This is a genomic window from Aquabacterium sp., assembly GCF_044226965.1.
GTDB lineage: Bacteria > Pseudomonadota > Gammaproteobacteria > Burkholderiales > Burkholderiaceae_C > Pseudaquabacterium.
Window position 1 is genome coordinate 79,385 of sequence record NZ_JBGAGA010000007.1, and the last position, 26,687, is coordinate 106,071.

The 26,687-nt window shown below is 70.0% G+C and carries 22 protein-coding genes; 11 read left to right on the forward strand and 11 right to left on the reverse strand.

Going from position 1 to position 26,687, the window contains the following annotated elements:
- Positions 1–18 precede the first annotated feature (18 nt).
- The gene (locus ACILR4_RS05110) at positions 19–1,776 is read right to left on the reverse strand and encodes a carboxylesterase/lipase family protein (RefSeq protein ID WP_395699756.1); all 1,758 of its coding nucleotides are present in this window, start codon (positions 1,774–1,776) and stop codon (positions 19–21) included.
- A gap of 140 nt (positions 1,777–1,916) precedes the next feature.
- Here ACILR4_RS05110 and ACILR4_RS05115 point away from each other — a divergent pair, with 140 nt between their 5' ends.
- Complete coding sequence (locus ACILR4_RS05115; RefSeq protein WP_395699757.1) at positions 1,917–2,951, forward strand: AraC family transcriptional regulator; 1,035 nt, start codon at positions 1,917–1,919, stop codon at positions 2,949–2,951.
- On the opposite strand, the gene ACILR4_RS05120 is transcribed toward ACILR4_RS05115, so the two are convergent.
- Complete coding sequence (locus tag ACILR4_RS05120; RefSeq protein WP_395699758.1) at positions 2,932–3,405, reverse strand: DUF1348 family protein; 474 nt, start codon at positions 3,403–3,405, stop codon at positions 2,932–2,934. The two genes, ACILR4_RS05115 and ACILR4_RS05120, sit on opposite strands and share 20 nt — an antisense overlap.
- A 105-nt stretch (positions 3,406–3,510) precedes the next feature.
- On the reverse strand, positions 3,511–4,125 hold the full coding sequence (locus ACILR4_RS05125; RefSeq protein WP_395699759.1) for a PEP-CTERM sorting domain-containing protein: 615 nt from the start codon (positions 4,123–4,125) through the stop codon (positions 3,511–3,513).
- A gap of 136 nt (positions 4,126–4,261) precedes the next feature.
- Between ACILR4_RS05125 and ACILR4_RS05130 the strand changes: the two genes are divergently transcribed.
- Positions 4,262–6,847, forward strand: coding sequence for an ATP-binding protein (locus ACILR4_RS05130; RefSeq protein WP_395699760.1), 2,586 nt, complete (start codon positions 4,262–4,264; stop codon positions 6,845–6,847).
- Between the two features lie 5 nt (positions 6,848–6,852).
- Here the strand turns inward: ACILR4_RS05130 and ACILR4_RS05135 are convergent, their stop codons facing one another.
- From ACILR4_RS05135 to ACILR4_RS05155, 5 genes are all read right to left on the reverse strand, one after another.
- The gene (locus ACILR4_RS05135; protein WP_395699761.1) at positions 6,853–8,745 is read right to left on the reverse strand and encodes a M4 family metallopeptidase; all 1,893 of its coding nucleotides are present in this window, start codon (positions 8,743–8,745) and stop codon (positions 6,853–6,855) included.
- Positions 8,746–8,871: 126 nt separating this feature from the next.
- Positions 8,872–9,339 (reverse strand): nuclear transport factor 2 family protein, encoded by a 468-nt coding sequence (locus tag ACILR4_RS05140; RefSeq protein WP_395699762.1) that lies wholly within the window; start codon positions 9,337–9,339, stop codon positions 8,872–8,874.
- Positions 9,340–9,366: 27 nt separating this feature from the next.
- Positions 9,367–10,197: a helix-turn-helix transcriptional regulator gene (locus ACILR4_RS05145; RefSeq protein WP_395699763.1), complete on the reverse strand. Its 831-nt coding sequence runs from the start codon at positions 10,195–10,197 to the stop codon at positions 9,367–9,369.
- 84 nt (positions 10,198–10,281) lie between these two features.
- Entirely contained in the window at positions 10,282–11,202 is a 921-nt protein-coding gene (yddG, locus tag ACILR4_RS05150) for an aromatic amino acid DMT transporter YddG (RefSeq protein ID WP_395699764.1), read from the reverse strand.
- Positions 11,184–11,387 (reverse strand): hypothetical protein, encoded by a 204-nt coding sequence (locus ACILR4_RS05155; protein ID WP_395699765.1) that lies wholly within the window; start codon positions 11,385–11,387, stop codon positions 11,184–11,186. The genes yddG and ACILR4_RS05155 overlap by 19 nt, the downstream gene beginning before the upstream one ends.
- Positions 11,388–11,504: 117 nt before the next feature.
- Here ACILR4_RS05155 and ACILR4_RS05160 point away from each other — a divergent pair, with 117 nt between their 5' ends.
- The 4 genes from ACILR4_RS05160 (at position 11,505) to ACILR4_RS05175 (ending at position 16,114) form a co-directional block, all read left to right on the forward strand.
- A complete protein-coding gene (locus tag ACILR4_RS05160; protein WP_395699791.1) occupies positions 11,505–12,026 on the forward strand; it encodes a GNAT family N-acetyltransferase in 522 nt (173 codons plus the stop codon).
- A 327-nt stretch (positions 12,027–12,353) separates the two neighbouring features.
- Positions 12,354–12,917 (forward strand): MarR family winged helix-turn-helix transcriptional regulator, encoded by a 564-nt coding sequence (locus ACILR4_RS05165; RefSeq protein ID WP_395699766.1) that lies wholly within the window; start codon positions 12,354–12,356, stop codon positions 12,915–12,917.
- 285 nt (positions 12,918–13,202) lie between these two features.
- Positions 13,203–14,237 carry a formylglycine-generating enzyme family protein gene (locus tag ACILR4_RS05170; protein WP_407062679.1) on the forward strand — a complete coding sequence of 345 codons (1,035 nt, stop codon included), beginning with the start codon at positions 13,203–13,205 and terminating at the stop codon, positions 14,235–14,237.
- 62 nt (positions 14,238–14,299) lie between these two features.
- Positions 14,300–16,114, forward strand: a complete 1,815-nt coding sequence (locus ACILR4_RS05175) for an arylsulfatase (RefSeq protein WP_395699768.1) — start codon at positions 14,300–14,302, stop codon at positions 16,112–16,114.
- A gap of 54 nt (positions 16,115–16,168) precedes the next feature.
- Here the strand turns inward: ACILR4_RS05175 and ACILR4_RS05180 are convergent, their stop codons facing one another.
- On the reverse strand, positions 16,169–18,151 hold the full coding sequence (locus ACILR4_RS05180) for an HD domain-containing protein (RefSeq protein WP_395699769.1): 1,983 nt from the start codon (positions 18,149–18,151) through the stop codon (positions 16,169–16,171).
- A gap of 93 nt (positions 18,152–18,244) precedes the next feature.
- Between ACILR4_RS05180 and ACILR4_RS05185 the strand changes: the two genes are divergently transcribed.
- From ACILR4_RS05185 to ACILR4_RS05205, 5 genes are all read left to right on the forward strand, one after another.
- Positions 18,245–19,129 (forward strand): MaoC family dehydratase N-terminal domain-containing protein, encoded by an 885-nt coding sequence (locus tag ACILR4_RS05185; RefSeq protein WP_395699770.1) that lies wholly within the window; start codon positions 18,245–18,247, stop codon positions 19,127–19,129.
- Between the two features lie 20 nt (positions 19,130–19,149).
- On the forward strand, positions 19,150–20,313 hold the full coding sequence (locus tag ACILR4_RS05190) for an acyl-CoA dehydrogenase family protein (protein ID WP_395699771.1): 1,164 nt from the start codon (positions 19,150–19,152) through the stop codon (positions 20,311–20,313).
- Between the two features lie 445 nt (positions 20,314–20,758).
- The gene (locus ACILR4_RS05195; protein WP_395699772.1) at positions 20,759–21,952 is read left to right on the forward strand and encodes a CaiB/BaiF CoA transferase family protein; all 1,194 of its coding nucleotides are present in this window, start codon (positions 20,759–20,761) and stop codon (positions 21,950–21,952) included.
- Complete coding sequence (locus tag ACILR4_RS05200; RefSeq protein WP_395699773.1) at positions 21,949–23,316, forward strand: MmgE/PrpD family protein; 1,368 nt, start codon at positions 21,949–21,951, stop codon at positions 23,314–23,316. The genes ACILR4_RS05195 and ACILR4_RS05200 overlap by 4 nt, the downstream gene beginning before the upstream one ends.
- A gap of 16 nt (positions 23,317–23,332) precedes the next feature.
- Entirely contained in the window at positions 23,333–24,127 is a 795-nt protein-coding gene (locus ACILR4_RS05205) for an HpcH/HpaI aldolase/citrate lyase family protein (protein ID WP_395699774.1), read from the forward strand.
- A gap of 14 nt (positions 24,128–24,141) precedes the next feature.
- On the opposite strand, the gene ACILR4_RS05210 is transcribed toward ACILR4_RS05205, so the two are convergent.
- Both ACILR4_RS05210 and ACILR4_RS05215 read right to left on the reverse strand, forming a co-directional pair.
- A complete protein-coding gene (locus tag ACILR4_RS05210; RefSeq protein ID WP_395699775.1) occupies positions 24,142–25,449 on the reverse strand; it encodes a tetratricopeptide repeat protein in 1,308 nt (435 codons plus the stop codon).
- 27 nt (positions 25,450–25,476) lie between these two features.
- Positions 25,477–26,637: an acyl-CoA dehydrogenase family protein gene (locus tag ACILR4_RS05215; protein ID WP_395699776.1), complete on the reverse strand. Its 1,161-nt coding sequence runs from the start codon at positions 26,635–26,637 to the stop codon at positions 25,477–25,479.
- Positions 26,638–26,687 lie beyond the last annotated feature (50 nt).

The following is a 26,687-nucleotide window of genomic DNA, read 5'->3' on the forward strand; positions in this document are numbered from 1 at the left end:
CCCGGCGCCGGTGGGACCTCAAGGCTGGACGGTGATCGCCTTGGCCGTGGCCGAAGCGTCGAACAGCAGCTGCGCCGGCCAGGTCGGCCAGGTGACGCCCAGCGCGCCGGTGTTCGGGTCGCCGCTGCGCGCGAAGGCGCCCAGGCTCTTCATCATCGCGTCCGACAGTGCCAGGCGCCCGGCCTGGTTGGCGGTGCTGTTGGCCACGTTCGAGAACAGCGAAGGCCCGAAGTTGCCGAACATGAAGGGCAGGTCGAAGGCGTGCGCCGCGCCGTAGATGTCGTTCCAGGGCGCCGGCTCCTCGTCCCAGTCGAAGCGGTAGTACCAGACGCTGGCGGGCTGCTGCGCCTTCAGTGCCGCCATCACGTTGTTGCGGCTGGCGATGAAGAAGATGGTGTTCAGCAGGTCGGTGCGGGCATTGAAACCCGTGACCGGCGTGGTCACCGGCAGGTACTGCGTCGGGATCCACTGCTGCACGGTGGTGGTGGGCGCGGCGTTCGGGTTGTAGCCGAAGTGGTTGCTGAACAGCGTGGCGTCGCTGACCAGCCGGCCGCTGACGCCGCCGAGTGCCGGGGACAGCGCCAGGAAGGTCGGGAACAGCTTGGCCTCGTCACGCGTGTTGCTGGCAATGAAGGGCACCTTCAGGTAGTTGCCGGCATTGATGCTGGCCACCGGGTCGACCGGCAGCACCGTGCCTTCGGGGATCGGGCCCGATCCGGCCAGCCCCAGCGCGGCCAGCCTGCCCAGCAGCGTACCCAGCAGCGCGGCGGGACTCTTGCTCCGCAAGTAAGCGGCCAGCTGCGCCTTGGTCTGCGTGGCGATGTAGGCATTGGCCGAGGCCACGTCGGTGGCCAGGCCGTCGGCAATCAGCTGCTGCTGCAGCAGTGCGTTGCCCTGGGCCAGCGCCGTGGTTGCGGGGTTCAGCGTCGGCAGGCTGCCGGGCGGCAGGTTGCTGGCCAGCGAGATGCCGCCGCTCATCGCCACTGCGCGGTGCATCAGCTTCGGGCTGGCATTGACCATCAGCGGCGAGGTCATCAGCGCATAGACGTTGATCGCGCCGGCCGACTGGCCGGTGACCGTCACGTTGCCGGGGTCGCCGCCGAAGTTGGCGATGTTGCGGTTAATGAAGCGCAGTGCCTGGATGGTGTCCAGCGTCGCGAAATTGCCCGAGTCGTCGTTGGCGCTGCTGCCATCCTTGAGCTGCGGCAGGTTCAGCCAGCCGAAGATGCCGAGGCGGTAGTTGACGCTCACCACCACCGCGTTGGCGGTCTTGGCCAGCGTCGCGCCGTCGTACACCGGATCGGCGGTGTAGCCCGAGACATTGCTGCCGCCGTGGATGAACACGATCACCGGCAGCTTGTCGTCGCCGGTGGCCGGGCGCCAGATGTTCAGGTACAGGCAGTCCTCGCTGCCGACGGCCTGGTTCAGCGTGGTGCCGATGGTCGCGTCGTAGGTGTTGTTCGCGCCGGGGCCGTAGATGCGGCCGTACTGCACGCAGGCATTGCCGAACTGCGTGGCGGGACGGATCGTGCCGTTCCAGCTGTCGGGCTCCACCGGCGCCTTCCAGCGCAGCGCGCCGACCGGCGCCTTGGCATAGGGCAGGCCTTTCCAGGCCCACGTACCGGTGCTCAGCTCGCTGCCCTGCACCATGCCGTAGGCGGTGTCACGCAACGTGGGCGATGCCGCATCGCCGTTGCCGCCGCAGCCGCCGAGGGCTGCGGCGCAGGCCGTGAGCGTGGCGAGAAAAAGGCGTCCCAACCCCGGGCGCAAGGCCATGGTGTGTCTCCTGATCGAATGGCGGGTGTTTCCCCTCTGCGAAGGGGGCGAATTTCATTCTAGAAATCGGCCTGGGTGGACACAGTGGCCGAAGACGGCCACAACGCTGGCGTTGCAGTACCAGTGCAGGAGCGAATCGGGTGATCGAGCGGACCAGTTCTTCGGCCTGGGTGCGGGGCGTGATCGACATGTTCGTGGCCGAGGGCCTGGACATCGGCGCGCTGTTTGCAGAGGCGGGACTCGACCCGCGGCTGCTGGAGGACCCGGCCGGCCGCTTCACGATCGATGACGTGAGCCTGCTGTGGACGCTGGCGGTGCAGCGTTCGGGCAAGCCCACGCTGGGCCTGAGCCGCGAACGGGCGGCCACCTACGGCAAGCTTGGCGTGGTGGGCTACGCGATGATGGCCTGCCCCACGCTGCTGCAGGCCCTGCAGCGCCTGCAGCGCTACATGGACGTGGTGAGCAATGCCGCCACCTTCGCGCTGACCGAAGAAGCGCAGGGCTGCTGGTTCGTGCTGGGCCACCTGGGCGGCGAGCGGCCGGTGCCGCGGCAGCGGGTGGAGTTCGGCATGTTGACGATGCTGAGCTTCTGCAGCTGGATCACCGGGCGCGAGTTCAACGCCGCAGTGGTGGAGTTCGTGGATCCGCCGTCGCCGCATGCCGCGCTGCACGAAGCCGTGTTCGGCTGCCCGGTGCGCTACGGCTGCGCGGCCAATCGCGCGCTGCTGCGCTGGGCCGACCTGGCGTTGCCGCTGCCGGCGCGCGACGCCGCCATCGCCGCGCTGCATGAGCGCCTGGTGGAGCAGGAGCTCGAACGCCTGTCCGGCGCCAGCACCAGCCAGCGCGTGCGCCACTACCTGGCCACGCGGCTGAGCCAGGCCGAACCGCGGCGCGAGCAGGCCGCCGTGGCGCTGAAGCTGAGCGACCGCACGCTGCAGCGCCGCCTGCACGAGGAAGGCACCTCGTTCCAGCAGCTGCTGGATGACACCCGGCGCGAGCTGGCGCAGGTGTACCTGAAGCGGCCTCGCAACTCCTTGAAGCAGGTGGCGCAGCAGCTCGGGTTCGAGGATCCGAGCAACTTCTTCCGCGCCTGCAAGCGCTGGTTCGGCGAATCGCCCGGTGCCTACCGCGCCCGCTACGGCGAGCCCGCCGAGTTCAGAGACCCAGCGCGCTGAGCCCCGGGTGCTCGTCCGGCCGCCGGCCCTGCGGCCAGTGGAACAGCCGCTCGCTTTCGGCGATAGGCTTGTCGTTGATGCTGGCGTGGCGCCGTGCCATCAGGCCATTGCCATCGAATTCCCAGTTCTCGTTGCCGTAGCTGCGGAACCAGTTGCCGGCATCGTCACGCCATTCGTAGGCGAAGCGCACCGCGATGCGGTGGCCGTCGTGCGCCCACAGCTCCTTGATCAGCCGGTAGTCCAGCTCGCGCGCCCATTTGCGTTCGAGAAAGGCCACGATCTGCTCGCGGCCCACCGGGAATTCCGCGCGGTTGCGCCACTGGCTGTCCGGCGTGTAGGCCAGCGACACGCGTTTCGGGTCGCGCGAGTTCCAGGCGTCTTCGGCCAGGCGCACCTTCTGGACCGCGGTCTCGCGGGTGAAGGGCGGCAGCGGCGGGCGGGCTTCGGTGGTCATGGCATCGGGAGGGTGCGGCGGAAGCCCGCACTGTGCGGCACCGGCGGCCCGCCGTGAAGCGCCATGCGGTGGAAGCCGGCATTCCGCCGGCTGCAATGGTCGTAATCAGCCGCCGCGCGCTGGCTGCGCGGCCTTCGCCATCGGCCGGCGCCGGCTCAGCGCCAGCAGTGCCACGCCGACCAGGGCCAGCGAGGCCGGCTCCGGCACGGACTGCGCCTGTACGCTGAGTGAAGTGCTGCCGTGTTCGAACTCGCCGGCATAGACGTAGTAGTTCGCCGCGCTGAAGTCGCAAGGGGCGGCAGCCGTGCCGTCGAAGCAGACTGCGTGGTGCGAGGTCCACCACTGGTCGCCGCGCAGGTCGATCGAGTCGCCGAGGTTCGCGAACGAGCTGCCGAAGCTGGCCAGGAACTGGAAGCCGGCCACCGCGCCGCTGGCGTCGGTCTGCAGCCAGAAGTCCCAGTTCGTCAGGTCGTCGCTGCCGAAGCTGATGTTGCCGAACTGGATCGCGAACGCGCTGACGTCGCCCTTGTGCAGGGCCTGGTTGGGGCCGATGGCGGCGGGGCCGAGGTCGAAGCTGGCGGACACCGCGCCGCCCGCCGACAGGCCGAGCTGGTCGCAGCTGGTGTCGCACACGCCACCCAGGGTGACGACAGCGGCACTGGCGCCGGCAGCCCACAGCGTGGCCGCGGCGAGCAAGGTGTGGCGAAGCAGGGTTTTCATGACGGTATTCCGGGTGGATGAAGGGATGACCGAACTGTCGCGGCCACCCCGGTGTGGCGTCCTCAAGCAGGTCCAAAACATCGCCAAAAGAGTCCCACCAGGGGCCGTGTAAGCTCGGCGGCAGGAACGCCCTGCCTTGCCGAACACCGAACCTTCACTGCCTGCCGCCAGCGCAACGCTGCGCTTCGGCCCGTCGTTGCGCTTCGAGCTGCAGCCCGCCGAGCACCGCCTGCTGGTCGACGGCCAGCCTGCCGCGCTGGGCCGGCGTGCGCTCGACCTGCTGATCGTGCTGGCCGAGCGGCCCGACCACCTGCTGAGCAAGAACGAACTGCTCGACCGCGTCTGGCCCGGGCTGGTCGTCGAGGAGGCGAACCTGCAGATGCAGATCAGCAACCTGCGCAAGGTGCTGGGCAGCGAGCTGATCGCCACGGTGCCGGGGCGCGGCTACCGTTTCGCGGCGGCGGTGGACGATGGCGCGGCGCCTGCGGCCGCCGCGCCGTCGTCCGCGCCGTCGTCCGCGCCTGCGCCTGCGCCGGCGCCGGCGCTGACGGAGCCCGCGACCAAGGGGGCGTCCTCGCGCCCGCACCATCGCCTGATCGGCCGCGACTCGGACCTCGCGCAGCTCGAAGCCCTGCTGTCAGGCGAAGGCTGCGTCACGCTGGTCGGCAGCGCGGGCGTCGGCAAGACCAGCCTGGCGCGCGCCGCCGTGGCGCGCTGGCGTGGCCGCAGCGTGTGGGTCGACCTGGCCGCGCTGGCGCAGGGCCGCCAGGTGGCCGCTGCGCTGGCGCGTGCGCTGGACCTGCAACTCAGCGGCGGCGACGCCGATGCACCGGCGCAGCTGGTGGCCGCGCTGCGCACGCAGTCGCTGCTGCTGGTGCTGGACAACGCCGAGCACCTGATCGACACCTGCGCCGAGCTGGCCGCGCTGATGCGCCCACTGGCCGGCGTGCAGCTGCTGGTGACCAGCCAGGCGCCGCTGGCGATTGCCGGCGAGCGCGTGCTGCGCCTGCAGCCTCTGGCCCTGCCGGACGTCGACACCCATCTCGGTGACGGCGCGCTGGCGCTGCTGGTCGAGCGCATCGTCGCGGCCGACCATCGCTTCACGGTGACGCCGGCCGCGCTGCCGCAACTGCGCGCGTTGTGCGCCCAGCTCGATGGCCTGCCGCTGGCGCTGGAGATGGCCGCGGCGCGCGTGCCGCTGCTCGGCCTGCAGGGCGTGCACGATGCGCTGGCGGAGCGCTTCGCCCTGCTCACGCGCGGCCACCGCGATGCGGCCGCGCGTCATCGCACCTTGCACAACGCGCTCGAATGGAGCTACGGCCTGCTCGGCGACGACGAGCAGCGCCTGTTCCGCCACCTCGGCGTGTTCGCAGGGGGCTTCACGCTCGAGCTGGCGGTGGCCTTGATGGCCGACGCGGGCGACGCGCGCTGGGACGTCATCGACGGCCTCGCGGCGCTGGCCGACCGCTCGCTGCTGGTCGTGGGCGACGGGGATCTGCCGCGTTATCAGCTGCTGGAGTCGATGCGGGCCTTCGCGCTCGAGCAGCTGGCGCGCGCCGGTGAGCTGGCCGACGCACGCCGGCACCATGCGGCGGCGGTGCTGGGCCTGTTCGGCCGCTTTGCCATCGGCAACGCGCCGGTGCAGGCCCTGTGCCTGGCCGAGATGGAGAACGCGCGCGATGCCATCGCCTGGGCGCGCGACCATGACCTCGGCAGTGCCGCGCAGCTGTGCACGCAGGGCACGCTTGTCTCCACCTTCAGCGTGTGGCGCCATGAAGCGGGCAACTGGCTGCTGGCGCTGGCGCCGTTGATGGAGGCGCCCGCCGGCCAGGCGCTGCCGGCGCCGCTGCAGGCCGCGTGGTGGACCGAGCGCGCGCGCACCGCCTCGATGCGCCGCGACCCCGACGCGCGGCTGGCCGCGCGCCGCGCGATGGCGCTGTGGCAGCCGCTGCAGCAGCCGCGCCAGCTGCTGCGCGCAACGCTGATCTGGGTGCGCAGCATCACGGCCGCCGACGCCGAGCTGGCCGAGGCCTGCGCCGCGCTGCAGGCCCAGGCGGCCGCCCTGCCGGACCTGCCGCCCTTCGAATGCCTGAGCGTGCAGGGGGCCCTGGCCCGTGCCGCGCTGATGCGCGGCGACCTCGCCACCATGCTGGCCTGCCGCGAGTCCGAAGTCGTGCTGGCGCGGCAGCTCGGCATGCAGGACACGATCGATGCCGCCGAGTCCAGCATCGTCAATGTCCTGAGCGGCCTGGGCCGGCATGCCGAGGCGGTCGAGCGCGGCTGGGCCCTGCTCGCGCGCCTGGACTTCGACGGCAGCGGCCGCAATGGCAACCTGCCGTGGACGCTCGGGGCCTTGTCTTCGGCGCTGCTGGCGCTGGGCCGGGTCGGCGAGGCGAAGGCGCTGCTGCCGCGGCAGTTCGCGGCCGCGCGCCGCTTCGCCACGCTGCCGCTGCTGATGCCCGTGCTGAGCCAGCTGGCCGCGGCCGAGCAGCGCTTTGCCGCGGCGGCGCTGCTGCAGGGCTACGCGCGGCAGAGCTACGAATCGCGCGGGCTGCGCTTCGAGCACCAGGAAGCAGCGGGACTCGAGCGCGTGCTGGCGGCCGCCTCGGCAGCGCTGGGGGCCGGCCAGGCCCAGGCCCTGGTCGAGCAGGGCCGCTCGCTCACCGACGACGCGGCCGAGGCGCTGGTCATGGGTGATGCGCATGTCGGCCCCGGCGCCTAGCACGTTCAGTACGTGGCCTTGAGGCTGACGCCCGAGTACACGTTCGAGCCAAAGACCAGGATGTAGTAGACGCCGGACTTGGTCGGGCTCAGCGTGCAGCTCTGGTTGTTGCCGCCGCCCCAGGACGTGCAGTCGTAGGCGTGGGTCGTGGGCTTGGCGCCGAAGCCGACGTAGAGGTCGGCATCGCCGGTGCCGCCGGAGATCTGCACGGTCAGCGCCTTGTTGGGCGGCACGCTGATCTTCCAGAACTGCTGGCTGTAGCGGGCACCGGCGATGTTGCCGACGGCCTGGCCGCTGACGAGCACCGGCACGCCGTCGTTGCTGGAGTCGATCGGCGTCGCGATCGGCACGCCCACCGCCTGCCAGGCCTGGGCCACCGACACCTGGTCGGCCAGGCTGTAGCGCAGGTTGGCCGCGGCCTGCACCGTGGCCTGCGCAGCCTGCAGGAAGGTGGCGGTGGAGTGCAGCAGGTTGACGTTGGCCTCGTAGAAGATGCGGATGGCCTTGTCCATGCCCAGGCCGGTGACCTGGATCGTGGACTTGCCGCGCGGATGCTTGCCGCCCTGCGACAGCAGGTAGAAGGCCAGGTTCGAGATGCCCGCGCTGTCGTGCACGTCGGCGTTCTTGGCCGAAGAGGTCCAGAAGTCGAGCGAGTGGCCGTCGGCGACCGGGTCGTTGAGGCTGCGCACCATGCCCTGCGGCAGGATGCCTTCGCCTATCTTCCAGGTGTTGGCCGAGACCGTCAGCGCGCCGGTCTTGCCGCCGGCCACCCAGGCCTCGACGAAGGCGCCGAACATGTCCGACAGGCTCTCGTTCAAGCCGCCCGATTCGCTGCCGTTCTGCAGGGCCGATTCCCATGCGGTGACGCCATGGGTGTACTCGTGGGCGCTGATGTCCAGGCTGCGGTCCAGTGGCAGGCAGCCGGTGCTGGTGTTGCCGCCGCCGAAGGCGAGCTGCTTGCCGTTCCAGAAGGCATTGCAGTAGTTCTGGCTGTAGTGCACCGACGCGACGATCTGTCCGCCGTAGTTGTCGAACGAATCGCGATTCCAGAAGGACTTGTAGGCAGCGTAGGTGTTGCCCAGCGCGTCGTACTCGGCGTTCACGTCGGTGTCGGAGCTCGCGGCCTGTCCCTCGTTGCGCATCCGGATGCCGGGCAGGGTGGTGCCGCCGCCGGTGCTGTACACCGACCGGTACATCGAGAAGTGGATTTGCGGGTAGGCGGCCAGCAAGGCGCCGGTGCCGGCGTCGATGTAGACCTTGTCGTGCACCGGGTCCAGGCCGCGCTGGCCGGTGACCTCGGTCTCGTAGGCCAGGCGGGTGGGGCCGTCGGCCTGCGCCAGGTACACCAGGCGCGGCGGCGTGGTCGACATGCCGGCGTAGCGCGGCTCGGCCGCCACGCGCGGATGCACGGCGCTCGCGCCGACGTCGGGCGCGCCGAGCCGGTCGGGCAGGTCGCCGCGCGCCGAGCCGTTCAGCGCGAACACCCGGCCGCTGCTGTCGATGTGCACGATCAGGTCGCCGCCCACGACGTCGAGGCCTTGATGGGTCTGCAGGTAGCGCAGGTGCTGGTTGCCGTCGGTGCCGGCGTTGACGCGGCGCAGCCGCAGGTCGTCGGCGCGCAGGCGCAGCGCGGCCAGCGCGGGTGCCAGCACCGGGCGCATCGCGCGTTCGGTGGCGGGCAGGTTGGCCGCATCGAAGCGCGGCGCCTGGCCCAGTTCGCCGCGCAGGAAGGTGGGCATCCCGTCGGCGGCGGCATACACCACCTCGGCCTGGCGCAGCGCGCCCAGCGCCTGCGCCACGTCGGCCGGCGTGTTGATCGGTGCCGCCGCGGCGGCACCGAAGGCCAGGGCCGATGCCGTCCAGGCCAGCGCCCGGGTGCTGCGAATCAGTGTGTCCATCGTGACCTCGCTCGAGGATGTTGTCGATGGCGTCACTGTCGCCGGCGGGGCCCTGCGCCGTCCCCAAGCGGGGCCAAAACTTTCCCAAAGCCCGCGTCGGCGCAGGCCCGGATCGGGCAGGTGGCATCAGCCCGGCAGCGGTGCCCCGGCCTGGCCGAAGAAGTAGCGCCACCCGCCCGGCGTGCGGACATAGGTGTCGCTGAACCAGACCTTGTAGTCGAAGGCCTCGCCGTTCGGCCGCCAGCCCTTGAGCCAGAGCTTGGCGGTGACGACGGCGGTGTCGTTCAACACCCGCACGGTGCGCGAGTCGTCCACCACGACCTGCTGCTCGAAGCGCCAGGTGTTCTCGCGCGCCCGCTGCTCGATCTGGGTGCCGGGCACGACACTGCCGTTGGACAGCACCAGCGTCATGTCCGGGTGGTGGATGCGCGCGATCGTCGCGGCGTCGTTGCGCTCGACGGCCGCCTGGTACTGCACGTCCAGCGCGTAGACGGCCTGGTGGTCAGCCTCGGTGTCGGCGGCCATGCAGCCCCCCGCGCTGATGCCCAGGGCCATCATGCCGCCGAGCGCCCTGCAAGCCATGGTGTTCCACATCCGTTGCCTCCTTGCTGGGAGGCGACTCTAGGCGGCCGCGGCCATCCGCGCTGTCACGATCTTGCGCAGGCTGGCCACCTGCGCGCCGCGTGCGGACCGGCGCAGCGCATCGGGCGTGATGCCGAAGCAGGCGCGAAAGCGGGCCGTGAAATGGCTGTGGCTCGCGAACCCGGCGTCCAGCGCGATCGAGGTGATGTCCAGCCTGGCGTCGAGCACGGCTTGCAGCGCCTGCGCCAGGCGCGCGTGCATCGCATAGCGATGGACCGAGGTGCCGACCTCGCGCTGGAACACATGCGCCAGGTGGAACGGCGACACGCCGGCAAGCGCGGCCAGCTCGGCCAGCGTCCACTTGCGGCCGGGCTCGACGCAGATAGCCTCCTTCACGCGCTCGACGTGGCGGGCCTGCGGCCGAGGTCGGTCGAGCGGGCGCACCGCGCCCAGCGCCGAACGCAGCAGGCCGATGCCCAGTTCCTCGATCTCGAGCGGGTCGACCGCCACGCCCGTCACACGACGCTCGAGCAGGCTGCGCGCGAGCACCGCCGCCGGAGACAGCAGCGCGCGGGCGAACGGCGTGGCCTCCTCGAAGCCATCGCCCGCCATGGCCTCGGGCAGCAGGCGGTCCAGGCCCTCGGGCGTCAGCCGCAGCGTGATGCATTCGTCGCCGATGCAGCCGGGAAAGCTCACCCGGTAGGGCCGGCCGCAGGACAGGAAGACGGCGTGGCCGGGCGTCGCCAGGACCGGGTGCCGTTCCGTCGGGTGCAGTGCGAACAGGCCGGCGGTGGGCAGGGCGATGACATTGCTCGTCGCGTGCTCGACCGGATGGCGCTGCCCCGGCACCGGGCGGCAGCGGATGTGCACGAGGCTGAACAGCGACCCATCGAACAGCGCGCGGCGCGTGATCCAGCCATCTGGCGCGGGCGGCGGTGGGACATGGTGCGGGCCTCAGATCCTGCGGGCCGGCGAGCCCAGGCGCTGCGACCCATGGCCGGCCAGCGCCGACCCGATCGCCACCATGAAGGCCCCCACCCAGAAAGTGAGCGTCAGCGGCGTGCGCAGCAGCACGGACGCAAACAGCGCGGCCAGCACCGGCGTGCCGTTGGCCGCCAGGGCCAGCAGGTGGATGTTGCCGTGCAGCAGCCCGTGGTTCCAGAACGAGTAGGCCAGCGCGACCGATGCGCTGGACAGCACGACCAGCCAGACCGCCGCCACGGACCAGCGCATCGCGCCGCGATCCGCCTGCAGGGCGTGCAGCACCCAGAAGGCCGCGGCGCTGAGCGCGACATACAGCCACAGCGCGCTCTGGCCGCCGGCCAGGTACCGGGTGCAGGTGCTGTACAGCGCCCACACCACCGCGGCGCCCAGGGCCAGCCCGTAGCTCAGCGGGTGGGCGGCCGCATGCGCGAAGAAGCGGGTCAGGGACAGGCCCTCGGCCGGCGACGCGGTGGTGACGATGCCGGCGAAGGCGAGGCCCAGGCCCAGCAGCATCGGCGCGTTGGGACGCCGACCGCCGGCGAGCGTGGCGGACAGCACCGTCAGGCTGGGCCAGAGGTAGTTGACCATGCCCACCTCGATGGCCTCGCTCCGGGTTCGCGCCAGCGCCAGCGCCAGCACGAAGCACAGCTGGTAGCCGACGAACAGCAGGCCGCCCAGCCACAGGTAGGTGCGCGGCACCGCGCCCAGCGCGCTGCGCCCGGGCCACAGCAGCAGGGCCGACACGGTGAACAGCACCGCGGGCGCACCGGTGGCACCCAGCAGCTCGGTGGTGTTGCGGGTGATGCCGACCGAGGTGCTCCACAGCAGCACGGCCGCCAGGCCCAGCGCCGTGGCGCGGGCGGCGCTGCGGGCTACTCGTGTCCCAGCCACGGCGGGCGGGTGAGGTCGGCATCGATGTTCATCGCGATGCTCGCGGCTTCGATGGCCCGCCACAGGTGCGGTGGCATGGCCATGATGGCCTCGGGCGTGCGGGCGCTGCGCATCCAGGACGCGATGGCCCGGTGCTGCTGCGCACTCAGCAGGTCGAGGCTGAGCATCTCGTCGATGATCTTCACGACCCGAGTATGCCGGCTGCCGATGACCGGCCGGCATGGGCTGCCGCTGGTGCGCCGGCCGCTACCGCGTCGTCACCGATGATGGACATGAAATCCAATATCGTGGATCATGCGGCGATGAAGCTGATCGACTGCACCGAAGCCCGCCACGCGGCCGCGATCCTCGAGATCTTCAACGAGGCGATCGTGAATTCCACCGCGCTGTACGACTACCGGCCGCGCGCCCCCGAGACCATGGTGGGCTGGTTCGCCACCAAGCGCAGCAACGGCTTCCCGGTGATCGGCGCCGAGGACGACGACGGCACGCTGCTCGGCTTTGCCAGCTACGGCACCTTCCGGGCGTGGCCGGCCTACAAGTACAGCGTCGAGCATTCGATCTACATCCACCGCGACCACCGCGGCCGCGGCCTGGGCCGCCTGCTGCTGCAGGCGCTGGTGGACGCCGCGCGCCAGCGCGAGGTGCACACGATGATCGGCGGCATCGATGCCAGCAACGCGGCCAGCATCGCGCTGCACCAGCGCCTGGGCTTCGAGCCGGCCGGCATCATCCGCCAGGCCGGCTTCAAGTTCGGCCGCTGGCTGGACCTGGCATTCTACCAGCGCATCCTCGATACGCCGGCGCAGCCCGTCGACGGCTGAAGCAGCTTCATCGAAAGGGCTTTGCTCGATCACTCACTGTTGACGCTCTTTTTGACTGATAGCACTCCAAAGGAACGAAGAGAAGGCACGCATTCCTGGCGGTGAAAACCCCCGAGACACTTGATTTCTTGAAGTATTGGTCAGCTCACTAGAGTCAGATTGGTAGTTGCTCGCAGCCCGCTGGGCAAGGAGATATCAATGCACTCTGGATGGGACTAACGCACGCGGCTGGCGAGTCTGGCTGCAGGGGCGCCTCTTCTGGCCTTCATGCTCGCGTCGTGCGGCGGAGACGGTGGCGGGGCCGAGACCCCGACACCGGGTGTCACTTTGATCGAGAAGGTGAGCGACACACCCGTTGACGGAGGCATGACGAACTCTGTCTACCAGGTGCAAGTGACGAACGGTGCCACCGCCATCGCTTCGGCATCGGCGCGGATCGCGAACGCCGCGTCTGGCGTCACCGTTGTGGACGGCATCGCTCGCGCGGGGACGCTTGCAGCGATGCAGACCTTGAGGCCGAGCGACGCCATCACACCGCGGCACGGCCACATGCTGTCCACCGAACTTGCTCGGCGTGCTCGGATGGAGCCGACCCGGACTTCACGAACCGTCACGAGCTTGGGCAGCAAGGCATTGGCGTCCCGCATGCCGCTACCCAGTGACCGGCGATGCCTGCAGATCGAGCCCACGGTGCGCGCTCGCGCCATTCTTGACTCCTTGTATCCCGTCGTCACGGCGCTCGATGCGCACCTGACGAGTGCCATCACCGAGTCCGACCGCGCGCACCTCGATCGCATCTTCGCCAAGCTCGAGTCGGCGGCCGAGGTCATGGCAGCGGGTCCCGATCTGCCGCACGCCAACCGTCGGCGCCGTCGCACGACCGGCGCCTGAAGGCGATCCGGACGCTGTCCGCCCGGACTGCGGTTCGGCCGCCGCGCTGGTAGCCCGCCATCGCGACGGGACTGTTGCAGCGTTCCTCTGCCTGAACGGCACGCACAGCCTCATGCCACGCGCAAACCCTAGGGGCTCTTGATTTCAACAACAAAGGGTCGCCGCCCTAAAGTCTTCTGCAGCAGCAAGCGCTGGAACGACTCTGGTGTGAACCGTCTGCAGGGGTCCTGGCTGGGGCTGAGGTGGCTCGCGTGACGCCACGCTGATTCGAAATGCGATAAGACGATGAAGCCCGGGGCACAAGACTTCAATCTGCTGGCAGCGTGTTGTGTGTTGCTGGTGTTCTCGTGTGCGATCGTCCCAGGCTCGGCGGCGCGAATTCCCACTGCAGATGATCCGACAGTTGCTTGCCTGCGCTCCCGCGGCCTGCCCGAGGGATTCGCACCGCGGACGAAGTCCGGCATGACGCTGGTGCCTGCCGGCAGTGTGGTGCTGGGGTCCCAGGGCGGGTATGCAGACGAGGCGCCGAGCGGCGAGCGGATTGTCATTGCCGCGTTCTGGATCGACCGGACAGAAGTGACCAATGCCCAGTTCTCCGAATTTGTGAAGGCCACGGGGTACGTGACCGATGCAGAGCGGGAAGGGGCCAGTGCCGTCTTCAAGGCCCCGAAGAAATCAGATCGCAGCAGACGCGATGGGGATTGGTGGCAGTGGATCCAGGGCGCCAATTGGCGGATGCCCGAGGGCCCTTCCAGCGCAGCGCGCGCCCAGCCCAACGAGCCGGTCGTCCAGGTCACGCAGCACGACGCGCTTGCCTATGCGAAGTGGATGGGGCGCGACCTGCCTTCCGAAGCGGAGTGGGAGTACGCCGCTGCTGGCGGTGGTCGGCAGGAGTTGGTCGATAGGCAGCCACGCGATCCCAAGGGCAGGCCCGTGGCCAACTATTGGCAAGGCATCTTCCCCGACGTGAACACGAAGGAGGATGGCTTCGTGGCATTGGCGCCGGTGGGCTGCTTCCCGAAGAACGGCTATGGCCTCGCCGACATGATTGGCAACGCCTGGGAGCTGACGCGCGACCGCTATACCGGTGGCCATCAAGCCCATGGGAACGGTGACCCTTGGCAGACCGCCAAGAGCGCGGGGGCCAAGACGCACGACAGCGAGCGGCTCGTCATCAAGGGCGGATCCTTCCTGTGCGCCGAAAACTATTGCATGCGCTACCGCGTCACGGCGCGCGAGGCGCAGGAGGCGGACCTGGCGACCTCGCACGTGGGATTTCGTACCGTGCTTCGCGTGGGTGCCGCGCCGTCAGCAAGGTGAACCGCCATCCGAGGCCATTGGCGCCATTGCATCAATCTTCAAATCATGGAGACAGCGTGAGCATGAAAAGCATCGTCCTGCATCGAGCCATTCCCGCCGCCGCGGTTGTCGCGGCGCTTGCCGGGTCCCTTGCCGCATGCGGCGGATCCGACGACGCAGAACAGGCGCGCCCGAACATCCTGGTCCTCGTCGCGGATGACATGGGCTACTCCGACATTGGCGCCTTCGGCAGCGAGATCTCGACGCCGAACCTCGATGCCCTGGTGCGGGAGGGGCGTGTCCTGACCCGGTTCTACACGGCGCCGGCGTGCTCGCCCACACGAGGCATGCTGATGTCCGGCACGGACAGCCACAGGGCTGGCGTGTCGCTGCTGGAGAACAACACCTTGGCGCTGCTGAACTCCAAGAATGCGCCGTTTGGGGTCGATTTCGGCTTTGACAACGTGCCGGAAGCTTATGCGGGACACATGCCCGACAACGTGGTGACGATGCCCCAGCTGTTGAAGGACGCTGGCTATCACACCTACATGGCGGGCAAGTGGCATCTGGCGTACGAATTCAAGTCCACGCCGACACCGGGTTCCTACTTCCTGCCGTCCCACTATCCCAACAAGAAGGGATTCGAGCATTCCTATGCCTTGCTCAGTGGCGCCGGCGCGCACTTTGCGCCCGTTCCTGGGAAGCCCCTGTCGACCTATGACCGCGTCACCTACACCGAGGACGACGTAGAGTTCCCGGCCACGAGTCTTCCGGCCAATTTCTACTCGAGCATCTCCTACACCGACAAGCTGCTGTCCTACATCGAGCGCGATCGCGCCGACGGCAAGCCCTTCTTCGCCTACGCCGCCTTCACCGCACCGCACTGGCCGCTGCAGGCACCGGACGCCGACATTGCGGCGCAGAAGGGTCGCTATGACGAAGGCTACGACGTCATTCGCGCACGCCGGATTGCTCGCATGAAGCAGCTGGGCATCATCCCCGCCAACTTCGCCGAGAACCCGGGGCTTGCGAGTGTCGCGGCGGGAGGAACGGGCAAGAAGCGCTGGTCGGAGCTGACCGATCAGGAGAAGGCCGTCCAAGCACGGACGATGGAGGTTTACGCCGCCATGGTGTCGAACATGGATGCGAACATCGGTCGCATCGTTCAATACCTGAAGGACAAGGGGATGTACGACAACACCGTCATCTTCTTCATGTCCGACAACGGATCAGACAGTGGCCCGGCGGCCGGCGCTGCTGCGACGGCGGCGTCCCCATTGGCCGACATCGGCCGGGCCGGCTCGACCTACTCCTACGGCGAGCGCTGGGCGGAAGTCAGTGCGTCTCCCTTCAGGCTGTGGAAGACGTTCACCGGGGCGGAAGGCTCGGTGAGCGTACCGGCACTCATCAAGATGCCGCGTCAGCGCGACGCGCGGCCGCAACTGCAGGCTGCTGTGGAAGTCAAGGATCTGCTGCCCACCTTCCTGGATCTGGCGGGCGTCAAGAAGCCGGATGGCAGCTACCAGGGAAAGACCATCAAGCCCATCACCGGCATTTCGGTGCGCGCCGCACTGGAATCGACTTCCGCCACGCCCCCGGCCGTCCGGCCTGCCAATTCGGTGCTTGCGCTGGAGTACCTGGGTCAGGGCTACCTGATCCGTGACGGCTGGAAGCTGAGCTCTGTCGTGCCACCGGGCCAGGCGCCGACCAGCTTTGCGAACGTGCCCTGGCAGCTCTACAACATCGACAGCGACCGAGGCGAGACCCAGAACCTGGCAGGGGCTCACCCAGAAGTCGTGACCGACCTGCTGGCGCAGTACAACAGGTACCTTGCCGACAATGCGGTCATCACCCCCGCACGTCCCATTGCGGGCAAGCGCGATGCCAGTGCGCTGTAGCCAACGCTGAAGAACGCGCAGCAGACGTACGTGCGCTGGTTCCGCTGGCTGCGGTCACCACGGCAGTTGCACGCTGAACTGCAGCCTGGTGTTGTCCGCGCTGCGCTCGGGCGGCGTCAGCTTGATCATCGGGCTCGACGGTGCGCTGCCGGATGACGCGCTGTAGGTCTGGCCGGTGAAGGCCTTGAGCTGCAGCTCATAACCCATGCGATCAGCGGCCAGCTCGCCGACGTAGGCACGGCCGAGCTCGAGCGCGTCCACCTCGGCCGGCGCTTCACCGGGCTTGTCGGGGCGCAGGGGCTTGAGCTTGCGCTCGGTGACCTTGCGGTCGCCATTGACCGGGTTGTAGCGCACGTCGAAACTGACGGTGCGCGCGACATTCGGCGACTGCTGCTTGAACACCGCGCAGAAGCCGGTGGGCATCGCCATCACCGCGCTGGTCCAGCCGCCGTTGGGGTCGGCCACCATGCTGTCGCTGAAGTTGATGGCCTCCACCGGCTTGGCGCCGGCGGGCACCTCGTTGCACACGTTGTGGTCGTGCACGCAGCGCGGCGCGCCGCAGCCTGGCACCAGCACCGGCTTGCCCTTGGCCACCAGTGTGCGGCCGGGGTCGACCTCGGTCGGGTGCGTGCTGTCCTTCAGCGTGTAGCTGAAGGGCTTGCGTGGCAGCAGCTCCAGGCTGAACGGAAAGCTCAGCGCGATGGTGTTGGACTGCCAGAACTTCCATGAGCGACTGGGGAACACGCCGCTCACTTCAACCGGTAGGTGCACCAGGTTGCGGTCGCCGAAGTTGTCGGCCAGTGCCGCGGCCGGAATGGTCAGCTGCAGGATGCCGGGCGGCGTCACCTGCAGCCACTGTGGCGGCGCCGGTTGGCCGGCGATGGTGACGGCATAGCTCATCGCGCCGGCGGCCGCGAGGTTGCTGTGGATCGTGACGCGGTAACTGCCTTTGTCGCGGTGCCAGGCCTGCGTGGCGCCTTCCACCTTGCGCAGGCTGGGCTTGTCCTCGCTGAAGGGCGGCCGGGTCACCTGCGCGGCCACGTCCAGTTGCACCGGGTCTTCGATGCGGCCGTGGTCGGCCTTGGGGTCGGGCGTGACGGCTGCGGCCTTGTCCAGGCTGCGCAGCAGCGCCTGCTCGTCGGCGCCCAGCTTGTCCCAGCGCTCGTCGGCCTGGTCGCGCAGCGCGGCGCGGGCATTGCCGATCATCAGCTGCAGTTCGCGTGCGGTTTTCGATGCGGTGAGCGAGCCTTCGCCAGTGGCCTTGGCCGCCAGGAAGGCGGCGCGCGCGTTGAGCTTGTCCAGCACGAAGGCGGTGGGAAAGCCCGGGGCGGCGACCGTGAGCGGTTCGGTGGCCGCATGGGCCGGTGCGGGGCTGGTGGCCAGCGCGGCGGCCAGCGACAGCAGCGCGACAGGTGCGGCGACCCACGCTGCCGGCCCGGTCCGCACCGTGGCGGGCGAATGGCTGCCGAACCAGCCTTCGGCCAGGGCCGCGTTCAGCCGCGCCTGCAGGTAGTCCCACAGCGCCGGGCAGCCTTCGCGGATGGGCGGGCCGATGCGCGCCACCACCTGGGCATGGCGCACGCCGTTCTCGCGCCAGCTCTGGCCCTGGTTGGCCAGGTTCAGCAGCACCGGCATCGCCCGGTCGGCCGCATGGGCGAAGCGTGCCTCGGGCGTCTGGGCTTCGTCGAACTCCTGCCACAGCGCGAGAAAGCGCTCGGCCTGCACGCCGGGCAACAGGCCGAAGATGCGCTGCACCGCGGCAAACTCCTCGGCCTTGCGCGCGGCCGGGTCGTGGTCGGCATAGACCAGCACATCGCCGGTGTCGATCTCGCCGATGTCGTGCACCAGCAGCATCTCGATCACGCGCGGCATCTGCACCGGCTGCGGCGCATACGGCGCCAGCGACGCGGCCAGCAGCGCGATCTGCCAGCTGTGCTCGGCGCTGTTCTCGTAGCGCGCCTGCCCCAGCGGGCGGGTCTTGCGCGTCACCGCCTTGAGCTTGTCCAGCTCGAGGATGAAGTCGACGATCTGCTGCATGCGGCGATTGTGGCGCCCGGGTTTGGCGCGCGCAAAGGGCCTGTTCCCGAATTGCGAATTGCCGCCACCGGGCCTTGCGGGCACAGTGGCGCCATGGCCTTCCCGGACCCTTCGACCACCGCCGCTGCCGACCCTGCGCTGGACGGGTTGCGTGAATGGATCGGCCGCAGCGAGCGGCGCAGCGACCTGGTCACCGCAGCGCCGCTGGCCGCGCTGTCGGCCACGCTCGACCGCGAAGACGGCGAGCCGCTGCCCGGCAGCGACGTGCCACCGCTGTGGCACTGGCTGTACTTCACGCCGCAGTCGCTGGCGCGCGACCTCGGGCCCGACGGCCATGCGCGGCGCGGCGGCTTCCTGCCGCCGGTGCCGCTGCCGCGCCGCATGTGGGCCGGCGGCCGGCTCGAGTTCCACCATCCGCTGCAGGTGGGCGACGAGCTCACGCGCGTCTCGCGCGTCACCGACGTGCAGGTCAAGCGCGGCCGCAGCGGCACGCTGGTGTTCGTCACCGTGCGGCACGAGATCTCCAATGCGCGCGGCCTCGCCATCGAGGAAGAGCACGACATCGTCTACCGCGACATGCCGCAGGCCGGCGCGCCCGGTCCCGCGCCGCTGGCTGCACCGGCGGACGCCGCATTCAGCCGCGCCATCGTGCCCGACCCGGTGCTGCTGTTCCGCTATTCGGCGCTCACCTTCAACGGCCACCGCATCCACTACGACCGCCGCTACGTCACCGAGGTAGAGGGCTACCCTGGCCTCATCGTTCATGGCCCTTTGATCGCCACCTTGCTGCTGGACGCGCTGCGCCGCCAGCAGCCGCAGACCCGCGTCAGGCGCTTTGCGTTCAAGGCGCTGCGGCCTCTCTTCGACATCCACCCCTTCAGCGTCTGCGGCCGGCCCGAGGGCGAGCGCCGCGTCGGCTTGTGGGCGCGCGACCACGAAGGCTGGCTGGCGATGCAGGCCCAGGCCGAGCTGGGCTGAACCATCCACCACTGATCGACATGGCCGAATCCACCGACCGCCGCTACCCCGACATCCGCGACGCCGTGCGCGCGCTGTGCGCCGAATTCCCGGACGAGTACCACCGCCGCATCGATGCCGAGCGCGGCTACCCCGAAGCCTTCGTCGACGCGCTGACCAAGGCCGGCTGGCTGGCCGCGATGATCCCGCAGGACTACGGCGGCTCGGGCCTGGGCCTCTGCGAAGCCAGCGTGATCATGGAAGAAATCAACGCCAGCGGCGGCAATGCCGGCGCCTGCCACGGCCAGATGTACAACATGGGCACGCTGCTGCGGCATGGGTCGGTCGCTCAGAAAGAACGTTATCTGCCGAAGATCGCGACGGGCGAACTGCGCCTGCAGAGCATGGGCGTCACCGAGCCCAGCACCGGCACCGACACCACCAAGATCAAGACCACCGCGGTGAAGCGCGGCGACCGCTACGTGGTGAACGGCCAGAAGGTGTGGATCTCGCGCATCCAGCATTCCGACCTGATGATCCTGCTGGCGCGCACCACGCCGCTGGCCGAGGTGCAGAAGAAGAGCGAGGGCATGTCGATCTTCATCGTCGACCTGCACCAGGCCATCGGCCACGGCCTGGCGGTGCGGCCGATCCCGAACATGGTCAACCACGAGACCAACGAGCTGTTCTTCGAGAACCTCGAGATCCCGGCCGAGAACCTGATCGGCCAGGAAGGGCAGGGCTTCAAGTACATCCTGGACGGGCTGAACGCCGAGCGCACGCTGATCGCCGCCGAATGCATCGGCGACGGCCGCTGGTTCATCGACCGCGTCAGCCGCTACGTGAAGGACCGCGTGGTGTTCGGCCGACCGATCGGCCAGAACCAGGGCGTGCAGTTCCCGATCGCCGAAGCGCACATCGAGGTGGAAGCCGCCGACCTGATGCGCTGGGAAGCCTGCCGCCTGTTCGACGCCCACCAGCCCTGCGGCGCCCAGGCCAACATGGCGAAGTACCTGGCCGCCAAGGCCTCGTGGGAAGCCGCCAACGCCTGCCTGCAGCTCCACGGCGGCTTCGGCTTCGCCTGCGAATACGACGTCGAACGCAAGTTCCGCGAGACCCGGCTGTACCAGGTGGCGCCGATCTCGACCAACCTGGTGCTGTCGTACGTGGCCGAGCACCTGCTTGGGCTGCCGCGGAGTTTTTGATGTTCTTCGTTGGCTTCCTGGACCGAGCGGCAAAGCCGGTGGCCGGTGCGCCGGCCGGGCGGAGACCGCGCCCAGCCCAGCGGGCTGGGTACCCTGCGCTGCTCGCGGACGCGGGATGGGCGGGCAACTCGGCCCTGAGTACAGGGCCTCAGACACTCCCGCCCAGCTCCCTTCGGTCGCCGACCCGCGCCCGCTGCGCTGCTCGGCGCTGGTCTCCTGATCGCCCGGCCAGCGCACCGGCCACCGGCTTTGCGAGGCACCGAGCACTGCGCCTATCCGCATGCCACCACTGGTTCTGCGAAGCCGGGCGCGGCTGTGCGGCCAGGGCAATCAGACATCAGCGCAGGGCAGTCGGCTCGCCAGAGCCGACCGCCATGTAGCCCTGGCCGCACAGCCCACGCCCGGCTTTGCCGCGCCAGCCCCATCAAGCCAACGACAGCCAATCATGACGCTCGCTTTGGAAGGTATCACCGTCGTCGCACTGGAACATGCCATCGCCGCGCCGTTCTGCACGCGGCAACTGGCCGACCTGGGCGCACGCGTGATCAAGGTCGAGCGGCCCGGCGTCGGCGACTTCGCGCGCGGCTACGACCAGCGGGTGCAGGGCCTGTCTTCGCACTTCGTGTGGACCAATCGCTCGAAGGAAAGCCTGGCGCTGGACTTGAAGCACCCGCAGGCCGGCGAGGTGCTGGACCGGCTGCTGCAGGAGGCCGACGTGCTGGTGCAGAACCTCGCGCCCGGCGCCGCCGCGCGGCTGGGCCTGTCCTACGAAGCGCTGTGCGAGCGCCATCCGAAGCTGATCGTCTGCGACATCTCGGGCTACGGTGACGACCCCGCGCGCCCCGGTCCCTACCGCGACAGGAAGGCCTACGACCTGCTGATCCAGAGCGAATCGGGCTTCGTGTCGATCACCGGCAGCCCGGATGAACCCGCGAAAGCCGGCTGCTCGATCGCCGACATCGCCGCCGGCATGTATGCCTACACCAACATCCTGGCGGCGCTGATCGAGCGCGGCCGCACCGGCCGCGGCAAGCGCATCGACGTGTCGATGCTCGAAGCCATGGTCGAATGGATGGGCTACCCGCTGTACTACGCCTACGACGGTGCCGCGCCGCCGCCGCGCGCCGGCGCCGCGCACGCCACCATCTACCCCTACGGCCCGTTCCCCACCGGTGACGGCCGCACCGTGATGTTGGGCCTGCAAAACGAGCGCGAATGGCGCAGCTTCTGCGAGCGCGTGCTCGAACGCCCGGCGCTGGCCACCGACCCGCGCTACGACCGGAACGCCAAGCGCAGCGCCGCGCGGGCCGAACTGCGCGCGCTCATCGTCGAGGCCTTCGCGGGGCTGACGGCCGACCAGGTGGCGCAGCGGCTGGACGAAGCCGGCATCGCCAACGCGCAGGTCAACGACATGGCCCAGGTCTGGGCCCATGCGCAGCTGCGCGCGCGCGAACGCTGGGTGCAGGTGGCCACGCCCGCCGGCCCGGTACCGGCCACCCTGCCGCCGGGCGTTCCTGACGCCGAAAGTGCGCGCATGGACGCCGTGCCCGCGCTGGGCCAGCACACCACCGCGATCCTGGCCGAACTGGGCTACAGCGCCGAGCAGATCGGCGCCTTGCAGGACACCGCTTCATCATGAGCACCGACGCCACCAACGACCCCGGCCGCACGCTGGCCACCTTCGCTTCCACCTTGCGCTTCGAGGACATTCCGCCGCCGGTGCTGCGCCGCACCGAAGACCTGTTCCTCGACTGGTTCGGCTCGGCGCTGGCCGGCAAGGGCGCGCGGCCGGTGGAAACCATCGCACGCTTCATGGCCAGCATGGGCCCGGCGGACGGCCCCAGCGAGGTCTTGATCCACCGCCGCGGCTCCAGCCCGCTGGTGGCCGCGGCGATCAATGCCGCCGCTTCGCACTTCGCCGAACAGGATGACGTGCACAACGGCTCGGTGTTCCATCCGGCCGCGGTGGTGTTTCCGCCGGCGCTGGCGGTGGCGCAGGCCCTGGGCCTCGGCGGCCGCGCGCTGCTGTGCGCCAGCGTGGTGGGCTACGAGGTCGGCATCCGGGTCGGCGAGTTCCTGGGACGCTCGCATTACAAGGTATTCCACACCACCGGCACGGCCGGCGGCGTGGCGGCCGCGGCCGCGGTCGGCAGCCTGCTGGGATTGACGCCAGAGCAGATGCTGCATGCCTTCGGCTCGGCCGGCACCCAGGCCGCGGGGCTGTGGGAGTTCCTGCGCGACGCGGCCGATTCGAAGCAGTTGCACACCGCGCATGCCGCGGCCACCGGCCTGACCGCCGCCTATCTCGCGCGCGACGGTTTCACCGGCGCGCAGCGCATCTTCGACGGGCCGCGCGGCATGGCCGCCGGCATGTCGAGCGATGCCGATCCGGCGCGCCTGGCCGACCGGTTGGGCACGCGCTGGGCCACCGCCGAGACCTCATTCAAGTACCACGCCTCCTGCCGCCACACCCACCCGGCCGCCGATGCGCTGCAGGCGCTGATGCGCGAGCACCACCTGGCCGCGGATGCGGTGCAGCAGGTGGTGGCCCAGGTGCACCAGGGCGCCATCGACGTGCTGGGCCCGGTGGTCGACCCGCAGACGGTGCACCAGGCCAAGTTCTCGATGGGCACGGTGCTGGGCCTGATCGCCACCCGCGGCAGCGCGGGCCTGGGCGAGTTCGATGCCGACTACCGCGCGCCGGCGGTGCAGGCCTTCCGCGACAAGGTGAGCATGGTGCTCGATGCCGAGGTCGACACTGCGTATCCTTCGCGCTGGATCGGCAAGGTGCAGGTGCAGACCACCGATGGCCGCCGCTTCGAGGCCCGCGTCGACGAACCCAAGGGCGACCCGGGCAACACGCTGAGCCGGCCCGAGCTGGAAGACAAGGCCGTGCGCTTGGCGCGTTATGCCGATGGTGCGAGCGAAGCCGAGATGCGCGGCGTGATCGGTCGCGTCTGGTCCCTGGCGGAAGCCCGGAACCTGCCGCCGTTCCTCGGCTGAAGCGGCCGGATCGACGATGCGCCTGTGCTCGCTGCTGTTCGTGCCCGGCCACCGCGCCGACCGCTTCGACAAGGCCTTGGCCGCCGGGCCCGATGCCGTGATCGTCGACCTCGAAGACGCGGTGGCACCGGCCGACAAGCCGGCGGCGCGCGAGGCGCTGCGCGCGTGGCTCGCGCCGCAGCGGCCGGTGATCGTGCGGATCAATGCCGCCGGCACGCCGTGGTTCGACGACGACCTGGCGCTGTGCGGCCACCCCGGTGTCGCCGCGGTGATGCTGCCCAAGGCCGAGCGGGCCGACACGGTCGGGCAGCTGCGGCAGGCCGGCGGACTGGCGGTGCTGCCGCTGATCGAGTCGGCCGCGGGCTTTGCCGCGCTCGACGCCATCGCCCGCGCGCCCGGTGTGCAGGCGCTGGCCTTCGGCTCGATCGACTTCCAGGTCGACCTCGGCATGCGCGATGCGCTGGAGGATGAGCTGCTGTACTTCCGTCAGCGCATCGTGCTGGCGTCGCGGCTGGCGAACATCGGCGCGCCGATCGATGGCGTCAGCACCGCGATCGACGATGCGGCTGTGCTGGACGCGGACGTGCAGCGCGCCCGGCGCCTGGGCTTCGGCGGCAAGCTGTGCATCCACCCGCGCCAGGTGGCCGCGGTGAACACGGGCTTCGCGCCGAGCGAGGCCGAACGGCGCTGGGCGCGGCGCATCGTCGCCGCGGTGCAGGCCTCGGGCGGCGCGGCGGTGGCGGTCGACGGCAAGATGGTCGACCTGCCGGTGTTGAAGCGCGCCGAAGCCATCCTGCGCGAGGCCGGCTGACGGGGGCGACCGGATCAGCGCCGCCGGATCAGCGCGGCAGGATGCGCACGGCCACCTGCTTGGTGGCGAAGCTGGCGCTGAGGTATTCGTAGGCCCAGCCCTCGCTTGCCGATGTATTCGTCGAACACCAGCACGGTGCCGGGGCCGACGCGGCCGGCCAGCAGGCTGAGCACCGTGGCGGTGGAGCTGTAGAGGTCGCAGTCGATGTTGGCCAGGCGCAGCGGGCCGGGCTGCGACAGCAGGAAGGGCGGCAGCGATTCGTTGAACCAGCCGCGGTGCAGCGTGACGTTGGGCGGCACCTCGGGCAGCTGGCCGCCGGTGGAGTAGCTGCCGCGCGGCTCGTGGTGCCAGGCCTCGGGCAGGCCCTCGAAGCTGTCGAAGCCATGCACCGGGCCGGGCACCAGCGCGGCCAGTTGGCGGATCGACTTGCCCCAGCGCACGCCGAACTCCAGCACCAGGCCGTCGGGCCGCGCCGCGCCCAGCGCCAGCTGGAAGGTCTGGATCGCGCTGCCGCACAAAGTGAGCGGCCTTGGATGGTGCCTGGCATCGCGCAGCATCTGCCAGGCATCCAGCCAGGCCAGGCCCAGCGGCGGGCCGTGGCGCACCTGGTCGAACAGCGGCAGCGCCTCGGTGCCGCGGCCGGCATGGTCCAGCAGCAGGCCCAGGAAGAAGGCGTGGCGCGGCTCGTGGGGCTCGCGCGCGTGGGCCGCGCGCAGCGCGTCGATCGCGGCGTCGGTGCGGCCGGCGGCCAGCTGCCGCGCATGCAGGTTGAAGTGCGGCGTGGCCCAGTCGGGCTTGATCTGCGCGGCGCGGCGGTAGGCGGCCTCGGCCTCGGCCAGCAGGCCCAGCTCGAGGCAGGTGTTGCCCAGGTTCAGGCTGGCCTCGGCGTGGTCGGGGGCTATGCGCAGCGCCAGCTGGTAGCCGCGCCGGGCCTCGTCCAGCCGGCCGGTGTCGCGCAGCACGTTGGCCAGGCTGTAATGGCTCTTGGCGTGGTCGGGCTGCAGCGCCAGCGCGCGGCGGTAGTGCTCGGCGGCCTCGTCCGGCCGGCCGGCGCGGCGCAGCGCATTGCCCAGGTTGTACTGCAGGCCCACGTCGGTGGGCGCCAGCGTGACGGCATGGCGCAGCGGCGCCAGCGCTTCGTCGTGCCGGCCCTGGCGCTGCAGCAGCGTGGCCAGCACGGCCCAGCCGGCGGCATGCTGCGGCCGGCGCTCGGTCCAGGCGCGCGCCTGGGCCTCGGCCGCGGCCAGGTCGGTGGATGTCAGCAGCGCGGCCAATTGGCGCGCGTCGTCGGGCTTGGGCGGCGGGGCAGGGGAGCGACTCACGGGCGCGAGCTTAGCGCCCGCCGGGGGTCAGCGTTCCATCGAGCGCGCGATCAGCTCCTTCATCACCTCGTTGCTGCCGCCGTAGATGCGGCCCACCCGCGCATCGGCATACATCCGGGCGATCGGGTATTCGGTCATGTAGCCGTAGCCGCCGTGCAGCTGCACGCATTCGTCGACCACCTGGCCGACCGCTTCGGTGACCCACAGCTTGGCCATCGCGGCGGTGGCCAGGTCGAGCTCGTTGCGCAAGGCGCGGCCAATGCAGTCGTCGACGAAGCTCTTCGCGATGGTCGCCTTGGTCTGGCACTCGGCCAGCTTGAAGCGGGTGTTCTGCATTGCCAGCAGCGGCTGGCCGAAGATCTGGCGCTGGCGCGTGTAGGCCAGCGTTTCGTCGATGGCGCGCTGCAGCGTGGCCACGCCGCCCACCGCGATGATCAGCCGCTCGCGCGGCAGCTGCTCCATCAGCTGGCGGAAGCCCTGGCCTTCCTCGCTGCCCAGCAGCTGGTGCGCCGGCACGCGCATGTCGTCGAAGAACAGCTCGGCGGTGTCGATGCTGTGCTGGCCCACCTTGTCGAGCAGCCGGCCGCGGCGGAAGCCGGGCTGGCCCTGCGTCTCGACCATGATCAGCGACAGGCCCTTGCCGCCGGCCTCTGCGCCGGTGCGGGCCACCACGCACACCAGGTCGGCATGCCAGCCGTTGGTGATGAAGGTCTTGGCGCCGTTGATCACGTAATGCTCGCCGTCGCGCACCGCCTTGGTCCGCACCGCCTGCAGGTCGGTGCCGGCGCCGGGCTCGGTCATCGCGATGGCGGCCACCATCTCGCCGCTGGCCATCTTGGGCAGCCAGCGCTGCTTCTGCGCCTCGGTGCCGTAGCGCAGGATGTAGTGCGCGACGATGCCCGAGTGCACGCCGTTGGAGAAGCCGCCGGTCAGCGAGCGCGCGTGCGCCTGGGTGATCACCACCTCGTGGCCGAAGTGGCCGCCGCCGCCGCCGTAGGCCTCGGGAATGCTGATGCACAGCAGCCCGGCCGCGCCGGCCTTGTGCCAGATCTCGCGGTCGCCGTGGTGCTGGGCGCGCCAGCGCGCCTCGTGCGGCACACATTCGCGTTCGAAGAAGCGCGCGGCATTGTCGGCCAGCAGCACCAGGTCTTCGCTCATCCACGGGGGCGTGGGTTGCGGAATCGCCATCGGCTCGTCTCCTGCGGGGCTCTCTTGCAGCGATGCTAACCAGTGCGCCC